At 55.8% G+C, this 15,351-nt stretch carries 25 protein-coding genes; all 25 read left to right on the top strand.

Translation table 11 applies throughout. From position 1 onward, the window contains the following. Window positions 1-2 precede the first annotated feature (2 nt). The 25 genes from KF892_23860 to KF892_23740 all read left to right on the top strand — a co-directional run bounded on the left by KF892_23860 (window position 3) and on the right by KF892_23740 (window position 15,344). Window positions 3-332, top strand: a complete 330-nt coding sequence (locus KF892_23860; protein ID MBX3628066.1) for a cupin domain-containing protein — start codon at window positions 3-5, stop codon at window positions 330-332. Between the two features lie 111 nt (window positions 333-443). Then, on the top strand, window positions 444-914 hold the full coding sequence (locus tag KF892_23855; protein ID MBX3628065.1) for a hypothetical protein: 471 nt from the start codon (window positions 444-446) through the stop codon (window positions 912-914). 506 nt (window positions 915-1,420) lie between these two features. Beyond that, complete coding sequence (locus tag KF892_23850; protein MBX3628064.1) at window positions 1,421-1,816, top strand: hypothetical protein; 396 nt, start codon at window positions 1,421-1,423, stop codon at window positions 1,814-1,816. A gap of 105 nt (window positions 1,817-1,921) precedes the next feature. After that, the gene (locus KF892_23845) at window positions 1,922-2,413 is read left to right on the top strand and encodes a hypothetical protein (GenBank protein ID MBX3628063.1); all 492 of its coding nucleotides are present in this window, start codon (window positions 1,922-1,924) and stop codon (window positions 2,411-2,413) included. 87 nt (window positions 2,414-2,500) lie between these two features. After that, the gene (locus tag KF892_23840) at window positions 2,501-2,953 is read left to right on the top strand and encodes a GNAT family N-acetyltransferase (protein MBX3628062.1); all 453 of its coding nucleotides are present in this window, start codon (window positions 2,501-2,503) and stop codon (window positions 2,951-2,953) included. 512 nt (window positions 2,954-3,465) lie between these two features. Further along, window positions 3,466-4,011 carry a hypothetical protein gene (locus KF892_23835; GenBank protein ID MBX3628061.1) on the top strand — a complete coding sequence of 182 codons (546 nt, stop codon included), beginning with the start codon at window positions 3,466-3,468 and terminating at the stop codon, window positions 4,009-4,011. A gap of 95 nt (window positions 4,012-4,106) precedes the next feature. After that, window positions 4,107-4,694 (top strand): GNAT family N-acetyltransferase, encoded by a 588-nt coding sequence (locus KF892_23830; protein ID MBX3628060.1) that lies wholly within the window; start codon window positions 4,107-4,109, stop codon window positions 4,692-4,694. 81 nt (window positions 4,695-4,775) lie between these two features. Continuing rightward, window positions 4,776-5,324: an AAA family ATPase gene (locus KF892_23825; GenBank protein ID MBX3628059.1), complete on the top strand. Its 549-nt coding sequence runs from the start codon at window positions 4,776-4,778 to the stop codon at window positions 5,322-5,324. 399 nt (window positions 5,325-5,723) lie between these two features. Continuing rightward, window positions 5,724-5,960, top strand: a complete 237-nt coding sequence (locus KF892_23820; GenBank protein MBX3628058.1) for a hypothetical protein — start codon at window positions 5,724-5,726, stop codon at window positions 5,958-5,960. 77 nt (window positions 5,961-6,037) lie between these two features. Further along, the gene (locus KF892_23815) at window positions 6,038-6,454 is read left to right on the top strand and encodes a hypothetical protein (GenBank protein MBX3628057.1); all 417 of its coding nucleotides are present in this window, start codon (window positions 6,038-6,040) and stop codon (window positions 6,452-6,454) included. Between the two features lie 134 nt (window positions 6,455-6,588). Then, window positions 6,589-7,239 carry a hypothetical protein gene (locus tag KF892_23810; protein ID MBX3628056.1) on the top strand — a complete coding sequence of 217 codons (651 nt, stop codon included), beginning with the start codon at window positions 6,589-6,591 and terminating at the stop codon, window positions 7,237-7,239. A 70-nt stretch (window positions 7,240-7,309) separates the two neighbouring features. Then, window positions 7,310-7,720, top strand: a complete 411-nt coding sequence (locus KF892_23805; GenBank protein ID MBX3628055.1) for an ankyrin repeat domain-containing protein — start codon at window positions 7,310-7,312, stop codon at window positions 7,718-7,720. 133 nt (window positions 7,721-7,853) lie between these two features. Then, a complete protein-coding gene (locus KF892_23800; GenBank protein ID MBX3628054.1) occupies window positions 7,854-8,234 on the top strand; it encodes an ankyrin repeat domain-containing protein in 381 nt (126 codons plus the stop codon). Window positions 8,235-8,305: 71 nt separating this feature from the next. Beyond that, the gene (locus KF892_23795; GenBank protein MBX3628053.1) at window positions 8,306-8,707 is read left to right on the top strand and encodes a hypothetical protein; all 402 of its coding nucleotides are present in this window, start codon (window positions 8,306-8,308) and stop codon (window positions 8,705-8,707) included. Window positions 8,708-8,802: 95 nt separating this feature from the next. Further along, complete coding sequence (locus KF892_23790) at window positions 8,803-9,153, top strand: hypothetical protein (GenBank protein ID MBX3628052.1); 351 nt, start codon at window positions 8,803-8,805, stop codon at window positions 9,151-9,153. 130 nt (window positions 9,154-9,283) lie between these two features. After that, window positions 9,284-9,706: an SRPBCC family protein gene (locus tag KF892_23785; GenBank protein ID MBX3628051.1), complete on the top strand. Its 423-nt coding sequence runs from the start codon at window positions 9,284-9,286 to the stop codon at window positions 9,704-9,706. A gap of 577 nt (window positions 9,707-10,283) precedes the next feature. After that, window positions 10,284-10,691, top strand: a complete 408-nt coding sequence (locus KF892_23780) for an SMI1/KNR4 family protein (GenBank protein ID MBX3628050.1) — start codon at window positions 10,284-10,286, stop codon at window positions 10,689-10,691. A gap of 89 nt (window positions 10,692-10,780) precedes the next feature. Then, window positions 10,781-11,224 carry an SMI1/KNR4 family protein gene (locus KF892_23775; protein MBX3628049.1) on the top strand — a complete coding sequence of 148 codons (444 nt, stop codon included), beginning with the start codon at window positions 10,781-10,783 and terminating at the stop codon, window positions 11,222-11,224. Window positions 11,225-11,295: 71 nt separating this feature from the next. Further along, the gene (locus KF892_23770; GenBank protein MBX3628048.1) at window positions 11,296-11,544 is read left to right on the top strand and encodes a DUF3565 domain-containing protein; all 249 of its coding nucleotides are present in this window, start codon (window positions 11,296-11,298) and stop codon (window positions 11,542-11,544) included. Between the two features lie 6 nt (window positions 11,545-11,550). Beyond that, window positions 11,551-11,940 (top strand): GNAT family N-acetyltransferase, encoded by a 390-nt coding sequence (locus KF892_23765; GenBank protein ID MBX3628047.1) that lies wholly within the window; start codon window positions 11,551-11,553, stop codon window positions 11,938-11,940. Window positions 11,941-12,571: 631 nt separating this feature from the next. After that, a complete protein-coding gene (locus tag KF892_23760; GenBank protein MBX3628046.1) occupies window positions 12,572-13,084 on the top strand; it encodes a hypothetical protein in 513 nt (170 codons plus the stop codon). Between the two features lie 117 nt (window positions 13,085-13,201). Further along, the gene (locus tag KF892_23755; GenBank protein ID MBX3628045.1) at window positions 13,202-13,597 is read left to right on the top strand and encodes a hypothetical protein; all 396 of its coding nucleotides are present in this window, start codon (window positions 13,202-13,204) and stop codon (window positions 13,595-13,597) included. A 125-nt stretch (window positions 13,598-13,722) separates the two neighbouring features. After that, window positions 13,723-14,094 (top strand): nuclear transport factor 2 family protein, encoded by a 372-nt coding sequence (locus KF892_23750; protein MBX3628044.1) that lies wholly within the window; start codon window positions 13,723-13,725, stop codon window positions 14,092-14,094. Between the two features lie 82 nt (window positions 14,095-14,176). Beyond that, window positions 14,177-14,644: a hypothetical protein gene (locus tag KF892_23745; protein MBX3628043.1), complete on the top strand. Its 468-nt coding sequence runs from the start codon at window positions 14,177-14,179 to the stop codon at window positions 14,642-14,644. 88 nt (window positions 14,645-14,732) lie between these two features. After that, on the top strand, window positions 14,733-15,344 hold the full coding sequence (locus KF892_23740) for a hypothetical protein (protein ID MBX3628042.1): 612 nt from the start codon (window positions 14,733-14,735) through the stop codon (window positions 15,342-15,344). The last annotated feature ends 7 nt before the right edge of the window (window positions 15,345-15,351 follow it).

The following is a 15,351-nucleotide window of genomic DNA, read 5'->3' as shown; positions in this document are numbered from 1 at the left end:
ACATGGCAATCCCACACGCAACTCCCGGTCAGCTCATCGACGTTCGGCCATTGGGCCCGCGCCTTCGGAGTCAAAAGACCACCGCGCTCTTCAAGTCTGAGCAGCTTGAAGTCATACGTCTCGTGCTTCAGGCCGGAAAGTCACTTCCGCCACATAGCGTCGCGGGCGAGATCACCATCCAGTGCATCGAGGGTCGCATCGATGTCACGGTCAACTCACAGAGCCATTTGCTTGAAGCCGGAGAAATGGTCCTCCTAGCAAGGTCTGCATCGCATGGCGTAGTCGCCATCGAAGATTCATCTGCGTTGGTGACCATCGTCCTGTCCAAGTAGCTCGTTTGCGAGGCACGGCATGTACTCGAAAAACCCGACGCCTAACCCTTCCATCGAGCTGACGTGCCCCGGCAAGCCGGGTCACGCAGCTCATGTCAAACGTTAGGCGCCATGAGCATCGTTACGCTGCGTATTGAGGGCGGAAGCGCTGAGTTCGGAGAGTCCGGCATATCGCTAGTCCCATGGTTTGCACGCCGGGCAGTCCACATTCCCTGGGCCAATGTCACGTTCGTTAGCCCAGTTCCAGGAATCCGGTACAACGGCGGCGACTGGCGCACGTTCCGAGACGAGCCGCTATCTAAAGAGACGATAGGCCGTTCAATCGAGTTTTATGCATTCGAGGTTGCACTGAACGACCGACAACCTTTGCTCGCAGGAAAGAACTTCTTCGTGAGGATGTGGCTTCGAACCAGCATCTGGCTCAAGCCGCTGTTCACTGCTGATGACAAACCTCACCCAAACAATGGATGCATCCAGCTCTGCTTCCCTAAGAGATGGGTAAGGAAGAACGGCAGAGAGATCATGTCCGCACTTGAGGCGATAAAGAAGTACTCCCGCTTTGGTCTTCTGGTTTCCGGTTGAGACAATGGCGCCTAACCCTTCCATCGAGAGGACTCGCCCCGGCAAGCCGGGTCGAGCCTCTCATGTCAAACGTTAGGCGGCGCTAAAGGCAAAGCCGTGCCGAGTTGCAAAGATGGCTGTCATTGCCTTTCTCCCGTTTGGCAGGCTTTGGGGTCCATCCAAGAGAGTGTTCTGCCTGCGTTCACCACCGCAATGTGTTTCTCTGAGCCTCGAGCAGATAACCGTGCCAACTCGATGCAGTCGTCGTCAGTCAGTCCTTGGGCTTAGCCGTCGTGGGCGCCCTGCACTGTCCGAGCCATGCCACGAACCGATATGCCCTGAAAGCACACGCCGGCTAGAGTTGCTCGCCTGGCTGCGCCTTGCTTCCTCGAATGCGGCGCCACCTAACCCTTCCATCGAGAGGACCCGCCCCGGCAAGCCGGGTCGGGCCTCTCATGTCAAACGTTAGGCATCTTAGCCAGCCCATGCACGACACAAGGACGTCCTTCCATATGGTTGCTGCTCGAATGGCGAAGCTTCTAGATGTTGTGCAATCCATCTTCACCAAAGAGCCTGAGTCGCAAGTCGAACCTTTGACCGTAACGGCCTACCTAAACCCCCCTCCCAATACCCCCCTACCCCAGCGCCTGCAACACATCAAAGAATGCAAACTACTTGCATCCTCTCTGAAGCCACTAAGCCGGAAGGAGCGCATCAAGCTCGGAAGCATTGACAGCCAAAAGTTCTTCTATGACGGGCAACCGGCGATGACGACCACCTGGATTCCAGCTGCATATCTCACCTGGGCAAGACCCTCAAAAAAAGACTTGCCCAAAGTGGTAACTGACCGCTTTGTGACAAGCCTCCTAAGCCGCGGCTACAGGTTCGGTTTTCAAGTTGAAGACGATCTGTATGAAGAATAGATGCCCTGCTCTTTCGGCTCCAATCGAGATGCCTAACCCTTCCATCGAGAGGACCAGTCCCGGCAAGCCGGGCCTGGCCTCTCATGTCAAACGTTAGGCATCGCAATGCGCAAGGTACTCGGGTGGCTCATCGGCCTCTTTGTCATGGTTGCCGTTGGCGTTGCATTCACCGCCGCAGGCGAAGCATTGGGCGTTCCCTCATCTATCCACCTTGATGAGCCAACAACCGTCACGCATGGTGGCGGCAGGTACAGCTACGACGAAGAAATAACCTCCTTTCAAACCACATACGGCTACCTAAGCGGCGCGCTGTCTGTTGTCATTGCTCTTTGGGCTGGGCAAGCGGCCTATCACTTAAAAATCGGCGCTGGCTTCAGCCGCAAGGGTTGGTATTCGTACTTCGCGTGGTTACTGGCATTAGTCGTATTAGTTGTTCTCTCCGTGGTGTTCCACTTGGCCTTCAGGCAGTTTCAGGGCTCGTTCGCGAGCTACTCACGCATGTTCATAGAGCTCGCCTCCATCGCCGGCGTCGCATGGGCTGCGCATCAGTGGTACAAGAACCGCGCTGCAACCTTAGGCCGCGAGAGCGATGCCTAACCCTTCCATCGAGAGGACGTCACAAGGGCTACGCCCTTGTGCCGCCTCTCATGTCAAACGTTAGAGCGCATCAAGCTCAGAAATCCAATGCAGCTCCAGGTGACATTCGAGCAAACCACAGCCGCAGATGCAGAGGCACTGGCCTCGCTTCGAGTCGAAGCAATGCAAGAAAGTCTCCAGCGTGTCGGTCGATTCGATCCGCAGCGTGCCAGAGATCGTTTCCTTTCATCTTTCTCGCCAAGCCACACACGACACATCCTGCTAGGTGGCCAGAGAGTTGGGTTCTTCGCGGTCAAGCCGGAGGCGACCGGACTGCTGCTAGATCATCTGTATGTCCAGCCTGGCTATCAAGGCAAAGGCCTGGGCGCAGTCGCCTTGCGAGAGGTTTTCTCGCAGGCAGATCAAGAAGGCCTTCCCTTGCGAGTCGGTGCGCTCAAGGAGAGTGATTCAAACCGCTTCTATGTAAGACACGGCTTCGTTTTGGTTGAGCAGGCGGAGTTTGATAACTACTATGTTCGTCATGCCACCAATGCGCTCTAACCCTTCCATCGAGAGGACCAGTCCCGGCAAGCCGGGCCTGGCCTCTCATGTCAAACGTTGAGCATCACGAGTAGGCCCTGCGAGTTCTTGTTGCTTATGAGCCTTCGTTCGGCATCGCAAATCCAATTCGCATGCGTAGCCGCCAAGCCTTCGGTCACCGCTCGCTGTCTGCCGCCAAAGCCGAACACCGCGCTGGCCACGAACCGACACGCTCCGATGGAAGAAGGTCAGGCTTGTGCCGCTTCGGCACCTGCGCTGCACCATCGAACGGCCAGAGGCAGTCAGTCGGTGGCTGGCGCTTCGCGCCGCTTGAAGAGTCAGCTGTTGGGCGCTGCCAGAGGCAGCGCTGGTTCTTCTCGTCCGTCCAGGCCCGAGCTACGCTCCGACACACTTTCACGAGCCGTGCACCAGGGCACGTCGGTGGTTCTCGGAGGCGCGATGCTCAACCCTTCCATCGAGAGGACGTCGCCCGGCAAGCCGGGCGCCGCCTCTCATGTCAAACGTTAGAGCGCATGACCTCCGTTCAACACCAACAGAATCTTCGCGCCCGTACTGACGCAAAGTTGGTGTACGCGGAACTCCACTTGGCCGAGCTTGTGGCCCGCGGGGGAAATGGAGGAACAGACTTCGATCGAGCGTTTCAGGAGTCGTTTCTGTTTCATCTACTTGGGGCACTAGAGTCGTTTCTCATAGAACTCAATGAGTACTACAAGGTCGGTCTCCCAATCACCGGCGTTAGCAAAGGGAAGTTGAGGAATGCACTGAAACAGCGCGGCGAGGTAAGCGCCGAGCTAGCCGAGCTATTCAAGTTGGAGCAAGACAAAGCTTCATGGTTGTCGCATGCCAAAGAGATGCGCGATCATTCGGCCCATGTGTTTGGCTTCCCTCGCGCCTATCACATGGGTGGTCCTAACTCCGGGAAGGTGTTTCTCCGCAATCCAGCAACTGGTGACCACGTTGAGTTTCATGTCGTCGACACGCTTACTCAGTGGCTTCAAGCCATGCGCGTACTGCTCAATCACCTTCGCAGCTCTGCCATTGCGACGAATGCGCTCTAACCCTTCCATCGAGAGGACGTCACAAGGGCTACGCCCTTGCGCCGCCTCTCATGTCAAACGTTAGACCGCACACAACTCCAGCATCAGCCTTTCACATGGAAATACAAAAGACAGTTCTGGCCGGCGACAACGTCAAACTTGAGCCGCTGGATCAAAGACATCTTCCTGGGCTTGCAGTGGCAATTTCAGATGGGGCCCTGTGGGAACTGCCAGTAACCATCGTTCCTCGGCCGGAGGATTTGCCCCAGTTCTTCAATGCGGCCGAATCCGCGTATTCGTCACAAAAGGAGCTGGCTTTCGCAACAATCGATTCCAAGTCCGGAGCGGTCGTAGGCAGCACACGTTTCCGCTGCATTGATACCGCGCACAAGCGCGTTGAAATCGGCTTCACATTCATTGCGAAGTCCTGGCAGAGGACCTACATCAACACGGAAGCAAAGTACCTGATGCTTCGCCATGCCTTTGAGCAGTGGCAGTTCAACCGGGTCGAGCTGCTGACTGATCTCACAAACATCAAGTCGAGAAATGCGATCTCTCGCATTGGCGCCCAAGAAGAGGGGATCCTTCGCAATCACATGGTTATGCGTGATGGCCGCATTCGAGATTCGGTCATGTTCAGCGTCATAGGCAAAGAATGGCCGCAGATCAAAAAGTCACTGGAGCAGCGGCTCCGTGCGGCCTAACCCTTCCATCGAGGGGGACGTCCAAGGGCTGGCGCCCTTGGCCGCCCCTCATGTCAAACGTTAGACGCCGCGAATTCAAGAATGAGCACTGTCATCGTTCTCACTGGCTCTCTTGGTTCTGGCAAGACGACCGTTGGCAAACTTCTCGCTGAGCGCATGAGCAACGGGGTGCACATCGAGACGGACATCTTCTACAAGTTCTTTAGCCATCCCATAGCACCTCACCTGCCCGAAGCAGACAGCCAAAACAGAGCCGCTATCGCGGCAAGTTGCCGAGCAGCCAAGTCCCTCGCCCTGCGCGGCTACAACGTGGTACTAGAAGGAATACTTGGGCCTTGGTTCGCCTCATTCATTCGAGGTGAGTTCGAACCTCAAATCACGGATGTCCGGTATGTCATTCTTCGAACCTCTCTTGAAGAAGCCACAAGACGTGTTCGCCAGCGCGGCGACACCTCCCTTGACGAGGTTGTTTCGGCAATGCACCCACAGTTCGAGAACCTGGGTGAGTGGGAAAACAACGCTCTAGACAGCTCGCATATGTCCGCAGCGGAAGTCGTGGCAAAGATTCAAGGTGAGTTAGAGCAAGGCGCCTTCCACATTCGAGGCAACTCTGATGCGCGCGGCGTCTAACCCTTCCATCGAGAGGACGTCGCCCGGCAAGCCGGGCGCCGCCTCTCATGTCAAACGTTAGGCGTCATGAAGAGAACGTTGCGTCGCTATTGGCAGATCAAGGGGTTCGACGGAGAGCGAGAAATCTTCTCCACCCTGGTTCCGTCCACGCACGTCACTGTCAGCGGGGTCAAACTGATCCTTCAGGCGCTAGTGAGCAAACATGGTCTCAACGACGAAGAGATTGTGAGTAGTTGCATGACTCGGTCTTCCTCGCATCACAAACCTCACCTCGAGATCAGCCAGTACAGCGATTCCAGCTCACGAACAACGCAATACATGTGTGGCGACCAACCCGCATTCATAGCCAGAATTGTTGAGCGCGAAGGCGAACGATGACGCAAAACGAGAGGAGATCGAATGACTGACTATCAAAAGCGAATGAACCGCTTCGTATGGATTGGCAACGCATACTTGCTTGGTTGCCCAGTGGCTATTTGGTACTTTCAGCTCGGCGGGCTTGCCTGGCTCATCTATGCAAGTACAGGAATGATTCACTTCTGCCTTGCGGTCGCTTCTGATGCACTCTATGACTCTCTTCGTCACAAGGTTCTTGAAGCAGCATCGTTTGGGCGGCGTGAAGTCAATGACGCCTAACCCTTCCATCGAGAGGACATGCCCCGGCAAGCCGGGTCATGCCTCTCATGTCAAACGTTAGGCCGCAGGAAAAGCAAATGATTCGACTGATCACAGTCCTCGCGTCACTCACGCTCGCGGCGTGTTCACCCGCGCTCGATAGCAACGCAAATACCTTCACGCTGTCGAGCGGAGTTCTAGTCACCTCAGACGGCTCTTTGCAAGCAACTTCAACGGAAACTCACACGAAGTTCGAAGCTGATTCAAAGTTCGTCACAGTCAAGATGCGCGAGTATTTCCACAGTCGAGGTGAAATCAAGCATGCATGGCTATCGCTTCCTCGCAATGGCATTGCGACACTCCACATTGGAACTGGCGCAACTGGTGGCGCAAAGGAAGAGTCACTCAGAGAAACCACCGTGAGAATCGCGCGAGATAGATTGCCAGCAGGCACGACCTTGTCGGTCTACAACCTAGACACGAGTGAAACCGTAGCTATCCACACTTCGCGTTGAAATGTCGCCTCTCTACTGCGTAGTCACTGGCCGCCACTCATCTGCTCAGGCGCTGCGGCCTAACCCTTCCATCGAGAGGACGTCACAAGGGCTACGCCCTTGCGCCGCCTCTCATGTCAAACGTTAGGCATCTTATGAACCAGCTTTCTAAGCCAAGCAATGTCGAGCGTGTTTCTGGGAGCGTTGTCACTGAATCGGCGCTGACCGTAGTAGCTGCAGTGGCTGGCGGCCCTCTCGCTCCTCTACTCCCAGTCCTCGCGAAGTCTCTGGCCGCAGAGCGCCAAAAGAAGCGAGTTGAAGCCGCAATCTCGGAGATTCACGGACTACTTGCAGAGCAATCACAACGTGTTGCCACCTTGTCCGATGAGCAATACAAGGTAGTGAACGAAACGGTGCTCGCAGTTCTACAAACGACTCAAGAAGAAAAGATTGGGCTTCTTCGCAATGCAGTCGCAAACGCGCTCACAACAGATGTCGGAACGGGACAGGAAGCAATCATGGTCTCCCGCGTCATTCGAGACATCTCAGCCGAAGAAGCAACTTTCCTCTTCAAGGCTTTCGTGTACGAGGGCATCCAGCCTGTCACGGCACTGCCGCCGCAAAGTGCATCCAAAGACAAGGTTCTCCGAATCCTTGCAACGGGTAGCGAATACCTAAATATGAGCGGCTTGCTGTCTCTAGGCGTTCTCACACCCGCGGAAAGCGCGTGGGACGGAATTGGCACTATGCGCTTCACTGCTATCGCGGCAAAAGTAATCGCGCTACTTCGGAGCCCAGATGCCTAACCCTTCCATCGAGAGGACTCGCCCCGGCAAGCCGGGGCGAGCCTCTCATGTCAAACGTTAGGCGCCTCGAATGAACGACGTCTCAAAGTCCAAGCTGCAAGAAGTCCTCCGCTACGCGGCAGAACATTTCTTCCCGGCGGAAGAGGAGCCTGTTTCCATAAACATCGACACGAGAGGCCCTGACGGGGACACGCCACTACATCTCTTTGCGTGGCGCAGCGATGTTGAATCAGCGAAGGTTCTTATTGAGGCTGGCGCCAATGTCAATGCACCTGGAGACATGAGCACAACTCCGCTTCATGTAGCTCTAAGCCAAAAATGCGAGCCTATGGTGCTTCTGTTGCTTGCTGCTGGAGCAGAAGTCAATATTCGCTCCGAGTTCAACGAAACACCGCAAGAAGCGGCAAAACGTATTGGAGGCCGCTTTGCGGAAATATTCGCCAACCGAAAATCTCGTCGCAATGCAGTGCGCGGCGCCTAACCCGTCATTGCAGCGGACTGCCTTCGGCAGCCGCTGAACTCCAACGTTAGGCGCCGCCGATGCCATCAACTCGCGAAGATTGGTTTGAAGCTGAGAAGCCCATCGCGCCGCGCAGGATGGCGATCTAAACGAGATGTCCACGCTTGTAAAAGTGGGCTTCAAGCTGAATGAGTTTGATGACCTCTCACGCACGCCGCTGCACTACGCAGTCGAAGGCGAGCACTACAAAGCCGTTCAATGGCTACTTGAGAATGGCGCGGAAGTCGACGCGCACCAAGCAGAACTCATTGGAGAAACAGCCTTGTGCCAAGCTGCGCGGAAAAGCTATCCAGAGTTGGTGGAGCTTCTGCTCAAACATGGCGCCAATCCAGATCTGCCAGGTTGGATGAACATAAGTGCCCGAATCCGAGCGCAAGACAGGAAAGACGAAGAGGGGCAGAAAATTGCAGCACTCATCGAGAAGTACAAGCCTTCCAAGCCAAATCCAGGTAGCCGGCGAAAAGGCGGCGCCTAACCCTTCCATCGAGAGGACGTCGCCCGGCAGGCCGGGCGCCGCCTCTCATGTCAAACGTTAGGCGTCGGAAAATGAGCGAAGCGCTAATCATCCATGGCCATCTAAGATCATGGACAGTGACTACAAGCGAAGAACTGCGCGCCGTTCTGTCTTTGAAGGACAGCCGTGGAGGAGGTCTATTCTGGCTCTCCTTGCCCGACCGAGAGTTCCCCTGCGTAGCCATCCGCTCAAGCGGCCCTCATTTCGACGCGATCTACTTTCCTGATGAAGGTCACGCAGGCTATTGGTGCTGCAACTCGTCAGCCGAGAGGCCCGAAACGTCTCTTCTCTTTCAATACGAAAGTTGTGATCCCTTTGAAGGTGAGATCGTTGAAGCAGAGTTCGTCATCTCTTTCGACTTGGCGATATCGGTGGCAGATCACTTTATGAAAAGTGGAGCCATGTATGAATCGGCTCAGTGGTTTGAGATCTAAGTTGTCGCCGACGCCTAACCCTTCCATCGAGAGGACCCGCCCCGGCAAGCCGGGTCGGGCCTCTCATGTCAAACGTTAGGCGCCGAAAGAGAGCCATGACCGAACGCTACTTCGCTATGCGGTACCAAGCCAGCTTCCCGTCAAGGGAAGAGGCACAAGCTGAGATTGAACGGGATTTCTCTGCGAGAGATGCCACCAGACCACCCGAAAAGCGATTCGAACTCGAATTGCTACGTAAGGCACAGTGGTCCTCTACCGCAGAAGGCCACGAGATGCTAATAGCAGGCGAAGCCGTCTGTTTGCTTGCCAAGCTACGAAGTGGCTCCCTTGCTCTTTTTCAAGGAAGTACCGGAATGGCCTACGAAAACTTGGAAGAAGCAAGCAGTTGGGTAGGTGAGTACGGTGCTATTGGTGCAGGTGGGGAGTGGGCAGTTTTCAAGGCGTAGCCATCGTGCACAAATCGGCGCCTAACCCTTCCATCGAGAGGACCCGCCCCGGCAAGCCGGGTCGGGCCTCTCATGTCAAACGTTAGGCCGCACAGAAGGCAACCCACGACCAGACCATCAGAGCCAAGTCATGCAGATCGAGCACAAGACAACCGTACTTGCTCCGCCAAGTGTCCTGTTCCACATCTACGAGGATGTCTCCAACTGGCACGTCTGGGACCCAGACACCAAACGCGCATTCTTGGATGGTCCGCTACAGGTTGGAGCCAGAGGGAAGCTCACTCCAACCAAAGGCAATACGGTTCCGATGCGGGTCACTGAGGTAACCCGCGATCGGTCATTCACCGTCGATTCAAAGATTCCACTGTTTCGCATGGTCTTCGAGCACGAGCTCACGCCTACAAGCGGCGGAACTGAGGTCGTTCACAGGGTCACCCTCTCGGGTCCTCTTCTGCTTATCCTCGACCGCATGCTCGGCAAGCAGATAGATTCAGGTCTGCCTGTCACCCTGAAGAAGCTCAAGCAGTTGGCCGAGGCGCGCAGTGCGGCCTAACCCTTCCATCGAGAGGACGTCGCCCGGCAAGCCGGGCGCCGCCTCTCATGTCAAACGTTAGACGCCGCTAGGAGTCACTCTCAGAATGCAGATGCATTCACTTGATCCACAAGGCCAGGCCAATACAGAGACCGACTCCCAGCTTGCAAATAACCAGCGCTGCGAGCCGAACTCCCCAATGGTCTTTCGCAAAGTACTCCATGGGGTCCGAAACCCGAATTGGCCGCCGTCGAATTGATTTGTCTTCGCTCATGGAATGAGATGCTACGGAGGTGGATATCCGCTAAGGGCACGCCCTCATCGTTCCATGCAAACTGCGGCTGTTTTCTCTTCAGAATCAGTAACTTGCGCTGAGGTTCGGTGTGTAGATCTCGGCACCGTCCAGGAGGGCATGTGATGGCGGCAAATCCCCAGAGAGTTGAGAGATCCTTGCAGCAAAGCATCCGTGTACGGTTGGCCGAGCGCTCCAGGGTGGTCAAGGCCAAGTCAGTTCCGCGCGCGGCGTCTAACCCTTCCATCGAGAGGACCCGCCCCGGCAAGCCGGGTCGGGCCTCTCATGTCAAACGTTAGGCATCGCATGGCAGCGTTTATCAAGGATGTAGTGGAGTTAGAGACCGAGCTTGGAGGCTCCCTGCCCGGCGACTACCGCTCGTTCTTAGAGAATCACAGCCCGAGTTCGTTCGGGGGTTGGCAGCTATTTCGCACTCTCGATCCCATTCCAGGTAGCGACGGAGAGGAAGCCCTTGATGTCTTGTACTCTGCATCGAGAATCGTCAGGGACGGCATGCAAGGCGCCTGGGAACGAAAGATGTTGGTCATTGGCGGGCTCCAACCGGGTGGCTACGTGTATTTGTGCTTTGAGCCGGAGAACTTTGGTGCGGTCTACGTTCGATATCCGTATCAAAGCAATAGGTTCTATCTTGCGGGCCGCTCCTTCTCCGAGTTCCAGTCACGTTGCAGGCCATATCCAGAAAGCGATGCCTAACCCTTCCATCGAGCTGACATGCCCCGGCAAGCCGGGGCATGCAGCTCATGTCAAACGTTAGGCCGCACAAGACACATATCCTTAGCGAGATGCAGATAGTCAGCCCAAATGCCCCACTCACGTCAGCAGACTTCTCGGAAGCTGAGGCACAGCTTGGCTTTGCGCTTCCCGCAGATCTTCGTCGCCACTACGAGCGCGCCAATGGTGGCCAACCCTTTCCAAACGCCTACTTAGCGCACGGCAGGTATTTCTGTGTCCATCAGTTCTTTCCGCTCAAGCACGGATCGAGACTTGAGACTGTTGAGGAAATCTACCGCCTGTGCCAAGAGAGACCGGGCCTACCGAAACAAGCGATCCCATTCGCCACCGATGCCAGTGGTGATTGGTACTGCTACAGCATTGCCTCAGATACTCTCGGAAGAGTTTTCCACTTTCGCTCCGAGTACTTCACCGAACTCGACAGAGCAGTCCGATGGCTGGCGAAGTCCCTCGATGACTTCTTGTCGCAGCTTGTCGAAGAACCGAATACCTAGGCTAGTGCGAGTGCGGCCTAACCCTTCCATCGAGAGGACGTCACAAGGGCTGCGCCCTTGCGCCGCCTCTCATGTCAAACGTTAGGCGCCACAAGGTGACTGAGCGACGTATCGTTGGCTTCCACGTTGACGAAGAGAACGATTGGGTTGCAGAGCTCGAATGCGGGCACAACCAGCACGTTCGTCACAATCCGCCCTGGACCAACAGGCCGTGGGTCATCACAGCGGAAGGTCGAGCCGAGAAGCTCGGCGCCGTATTGGCGTGCAGGAAGTGCGATCAAGGTGCTCCGCGAGATTGGCCAGAAGAATCTAGTTCCTAGTTGCCAATGGAAATCCGCCGCGTACAAACCGAAGAGCTATCAAGCGCATACGAGCTTTTGGCTCAAAACGGTTGGCGCGATCGGCTAGAGAATCTGGAGCGCTTCGTGCAGCTTGTAGAGGCTTCTCAACTCGCTGAGGTCGCAGTCACTGAGGGGCAGATCGTCGGCTTTCTACGCGGCATCACAGATGGCCTGTCCAATGGCTATCTGTCTATGGTTGTCGTCGCACCAAGCCACAGAGGTAGAGGCATTGGCCGCAAGCTCGTCGAGCACGCAGTCGGCAGCAATCCGCAGGTCACATGGGTGCTACGCGCCGGCAGAGCTGGAGCTAACGAGTTCTTTGCCAAATTGGGGTTCGAGCATGCATCGCTGGCCATGGAGCGGCGGCGTGCATAAAGTGGCGCCTAACCCTTCCATCGAGAGGACCAGTCCCGGCAAGCCGGGCCTGGCCTCTCATGTCAAACGTTAGGCGCCGCAAATGCCACTACCGCTCAAAGTCGTTTTGGTTTCAACGAATGGCTACACCCCAAGCCGGCACGACGCCTTGCTCCAAGACCTTGTAACTCGCAAGATCGAGGTCTTCTGCGCTGTTGGCGTGGAGGCTGACAAGTGGGAAGACGCTCTTGACTGGCTATGCGTTGGAGAAGAAGGAAGCGGAACCCATTTCATTCTCACAACCGCACATCCCGATGAGTCCGAAGAGGAAGTTATCGATTTCGCGAGTAGTCTCCAAACAAGCCACCCCAGCGAAGTCGAGGTTGTCCGTGTTTGAGCGCAGGCCCAGCAGGCTTTCCACGTCTAAAGCCTTTGTCTATTGCCTCGTCGCTGTAATCGGTGGTGTTGGTTGCCTTACAACGTTAGGCCACAAGCTATGGCACGTCTGTTTGGGCATTGGCCTTGTCGTCGTCGCTGCTTGGCTGCTCCGGCTCACAAAGGCGGCGCCTAACCCTTCCATCGAGGGGGACGTCTAAGAGCTACGCTCTTAGCCGCCCCTCATGTCAAACGTTAGGCATCGCCACAGACACGCATGATCTTTCTTCAAGCCACTCAGATTGCCAGAGATGCTCTCGGGATCGGCAAAGAGCCGCTAGACGAGGCAGGTGAAACACAGTCACTCCTCGGAAACTGGTTGGTCAATGTTGTGCCCATAGGCGACAGGCACGCATTTCTCTTCATGAGTGCCCGCTCGATGCTGAGCTTCCCCATCATGATCGGGCAGCAAAAGCCTGGGTTGAAAGACATGCCCACATTCCTGGCCTATGGTGTCAAGCAGATTGCGCAACACATGAAGCTGCCAGCTGAAAAGGTCTCTCGCCTTCTCAAGGATTTCGACGAAGTGGCTGTATGCAAAACATCCAATCAGTCGCAACTCGGTGCGCTTCGCGCCGTCGCAGCGGACTACGCTCACCATGCCAGAGGCAGCAGTAAGGTCGATCCTGGCCGCCTCATCACAAGCGTCAACTCCCTGCCCAGAAAGGGATTTGAGTTCAGCTCAGCTTTTGAGATCACACATGAGTTGTTTCTCGCCAGCGATGCCTAACCCTTCCATCGAGAGGACGTCGCCCGGCAAGCCGGGCGCCGCCTCTCATTTCAAACGTTAGGCCGCACAGAAGCGGCATGTCCGGAATCATTCGTCACTCACAAATGGAGGTTACCCGTGGCGCAAGAGTTCGTTGACATCAAGATCTCTGCATTCGACGATCAGTCGTCCCATCGCGTCGATCCACGATCGGCCATCGTCCGAATGGTTTTAGAACTCTCCTCGTCAGCGCCACCAGAGTGGTCCCGATACTTCAATGAACGGTGGGAGCAAAACTTCTACATGATGAAGCGCCGTGCTCACGTTTCGGGAAGAAGGCTTGAAATCGAGTGCGTTCCAGAAGAACTGGAGAGCGACCACCTGCCACAGCTCAAGAAAATCATCTCCGAAACGAATCAAGCCTACCGGCAGTACCACGCCGCAAGACAGCAGCAGAGAGAAGCAGAAGAGGCACGTAAGGAAGCCGATTCCGCAAAGATGAGTGAGTTCAAGAAGAAGCTGAGCTTCGACTGAAGTGCGGCCTAACCCTTCCATCGAGAGGACGTCACAAGGGCTGCGCCCTTGCGCCGCCTCTCATGTCAAACGTTAGGCGCCGCTGGAGCGGAATCCGAAGTACCCAAACCCTTTTCTGAAGTCATATGCCCGATTGGTCTTCCCCCGAAGTCGTAGTCCAGCGCCAGCTAAACGCCTACAACGCCAGAGATATTGAAGGCTGGCTTTCCACCTATGCCCCGGACGCAAAGCAATACGAACACCCGGGCAAGCTCCTGACTTCAGGGCACGCAGAGATCCGCGCTCGCACTGCACCGCGACTACAAGAACCCAATATCCACGCCCGTCTGATCAAGCGCACGGTCATGGGCAGCATCGTCATAGATCACGAAGACATCACACGCACCTTCGCAGAAGGTCCAGGTCACATTGAGGTGGTCTGCATCTACGTCGTTGAGCGCGGCCTTATTCAAAGCGCATCGTTCGTCTTTGGTCCGCAGGTTCTGAGCAAGGCGTAGCAATGGCGGCGCCTAACCCTTCCATCGAGAGGACCCGCCCCGGCAAGCCGGGGCGGGCCTCTCATGTCAAACGTTAGGCGGCATGAAGCGCTTCTTCAGTTTCGTATTCGCAGCTTTTGCAGTTGCTAGCAGCCACGCAACTGAAGCGCGCTCCTGGGAAAGACTGCCTGCAAAAGCTATGCTCCCTGGTGTGTGGTCATTTCCGCGTTTGCCAGCTTCTAGCGTCCATGCAATCAAGCCTGAAGGCCAAGCTTCGAAAGCGTATGCGGCGCTGTCAAAAAAGTCAGTCGTCGAAGTTTCATGCACGAAAGCCCAGCATCTGACAAGCAGTGACGCAGTTCAGTGCAAGAAGGGAGTCAAGCTCTTCTTGGTTCGTGCGGTTTCCTCAGCTGGCGGAACAGACGGCTTCTCTGTCTTCCACAAAGGAACCACGCTCTACATCACCCACGGCTCTTTAGGCAATGAGCTCTTCGTGGCAAATACTGCGCTTCTTCTAGAGCTTTCGTTCGAGCCCACTTCGGTCTTCACCTGGGCCTCTGGCGCCAAGTAGCAGAATGCCGCCTAACCCTTCCATCGAGAGGACATGCCCCGGCAAGCCGGGTCATGCCTCTCATGTCAAACGTTAGAACTCACAGGCCATGCTGAAACAGTTCCTAGAAAACCTATTCGCGACGGCAGTTCTCGTCGGCACCGAGGCGTGGTTCCTGAAGGGCTACTTTGCAGGGCAACCAGAGTTTGAGTCAGGCATTGCGTTCATCGCAGCGCTCGGCGTTGTTCTTGCAAAAGATCCAATCCGTGCACGCCTGTCAAACCAGAGACCCGTGCTTGAGCATGATCAAGCTCTCTTCAATGAACTCCTTCGCGTCTTGCCAGCTGAGCCGACTATCCGCGCTCTAAAAGAACACGATTTCGGTGGCCCACTACGCAGATCTTCAATCGACCCGCTCTACGAATTCAACACAACCTGGGACAACGTGGAAAAGGAGTTTGTCGATCCAGAGCTTGAGCAAGGCCGAAAGGAGTTGCATGCTGCCGCAAGCGACCTGGCAATGGAAATTGCTGGTCGTACCGTGCCGAATAGAACGCAAGACCACATCACGGTCTATTCGGAGGAGCAGCGCGCCGAGACACGCGGACGACGCCCCCCGGAAGTCATAGAAGATGCCCGCGTTCTCAATGAAAAGGCCTCAGCATTCGTACCGAAGTACGAAGCCTTCATTCGCCTCTGTCGAAGAAAGCTCGCGCGGTGAGTTCTAA

Source organism: Rhizobacter sp. (assembly GCA_019635355.1).
Classification (GTDB): Bacteria; Pseudomonadota; Gammaproteobacteria; order Burkholderiales; family Burkholderiaceae_C; genus Rhizobacter.
Note: the sequence above shows the minus strand (reverse complement) of the source record. Positions and strands in the feature narration are given on the sequence as shown.